This is a genomic window from Variovorax sp. P4_D9 (genome assembly GCF_056401695.1).
Genome location: NZ_JBFUIU010001335.1, coordinates 1 through 1,680, shown reverse-complemented (window position 1 = coordinate 1,680; position 1,680 = coordinate 1). Strand labels below are relative to the sequence as shown.

The 1,680-nt window shown below is 67.4% G+C and carries 2 pseudogenes; both read left to right on the top strand.

From position 1 onward, the window contains the following. Window positions 1-472 (top strand): annotated as a pseudogene (locus AC1DY5_RS54605) (sodium:proton antiporter); the annotation flags it as partial. Between the two features lie 60 nt (window positions 473-532). Then, window positions 533-1,503: pseudogene (locus AC1DY5_RS54600) on the top strand (LysR family transcriptional regulator). Window positions 1,504-1,680 lie beyond the last annotated feature (177 nt).

The following is a 1,680-nucleotide window of genomic DNA, read 5'->3' as shown; positions in this document are numbered from 1 at the left end:
CGCGATCCCCGAGACGCTCCCAAGCGGCGCGCCCTTCCCGTTTCGGGACCTGATCCTGCTCTGCGCATTCGGCGTGGTGTTCGGCACCCTGGTATTGCAAGGGTTGACGATGGCGCCACTGATTCGCCGCATGAGCCTGTCCGACGACGACCCGGTCGGCAGGGAGGTCCGGGTGGGCCGGATCCAGGCCTACGGCGCGCTTCTCGACGCGATCAAGGACGACGAGAGCCTGACGGCGAAGCTGCTGCGCAAGGAGTACGGCGCGGCGGTCGAGCTCCATTCCAGCCTCGAGCCCGAGACCTCGATCGACGCGCTGTCTGGAGGCGCGCTCCGACGCCGCGCGATCTCGGTCGCACGGCAGCGGGCCTTCGAACTTCGTCGGGACGATGTGATCGGCGACGACGCCTACCGTGTCCTGTTGCAGGAATTCGACTGGGCGGAACTGAGCGCCGGCGGCGGCCACACGGCCTAGGCGCTGGCAGGGCAGGCGCCGACTCGTGATGTTGATAACCGACTTCATAGAAAGCGCTTCATGCCCATCAACGAACTTCGCTCCATTGCCACATTCGTGAAGACCGCCGAGTTGGGCAGCCTGCGGCAGGCTGCGGCTTCGCAAGGGATGACGAAGCAGGCGGCCCCAGCCAGGCGCTCGCCCAACTGGAGCGGCACCTCGGCGTGCGGCTGTTTCATCGGAACACGCGCAGCATGTCCCTCACGGACGAGGGACGGCAATTCCTCGAAGCCGCACAGCCGCCGTTGCTGGGCATGCAGCGGGCGCTCGAAATGACACGCCAGGCCAAAGTGGGCATTGGCGGGCCGCTGCGCATCGCGGGCCCGCACTCGGTTTTCGCGCCGGTGCTCTGGCCCCTTCTCGACGAGTTCTGCCGCCGCTACCCGGAAGTCCAACCCGACTTGCAGCTGGACGACCGGATCGGCAACTGGGTGGAAGACCGGGTCGACGTCGGATTCCGGGTCGGGCCATCGCCCGCCGACGGTGTGATCGCACGCAGGCTTTTTTCGCTGCAGTTGCTCATCTGCGCTGCGCCCGCGCACCTGAGCCGCCATGGAGCGCCCGACAGCCTGGGCGCGCTCGCGACGCACCGCTGCAGCGCCTTCCGGAACGCGGGCACGGGGCGTGTGCTGCCCCGGTACGTGAAGACCGACGATGGCTCGAGCGAGCACCACGTGGTTTCGACGCAGACCGTCAACGATGAATCGCTGGAGACAGAGGCGGTGCTGGCCGGGCACGTGATCGGCGTGCTGACCAGCGTGGCGGCCGCTGCGCACATCAGGTCGGATCGCTTGGTACCGCTGCTCGTCAAGCACATGGCCGACAAGTCCGGCGTCTTCCTCTACTACGGCAGCCGCGCCGCGCAGCCGGCCTGAGTGCGGGCCTTCATCGACCTGGCGGTCGAAAAGCTGGCCAACAACCCTGCCTATGCATTGACCCCCAAGGAGCTGACTGCCGCCGAAGCCAAGGGACGCAAGGCGGCCCGCTCCTGACCGCGGTCGGTCGCGGTTGGCCGCCCACCCTCACTTCGGAGCGAGTTCGCCGTACCAATAGGCAGCCGTGACCCCGCCATCCATGCTGCAGGCAACTGCGTCGTGGTGAAGCCGTCCGAGCACGCAGCGTGGCACCTTGCCCAGATGGACGTTACGCTGCCCCAGTTCGCTCAGCAG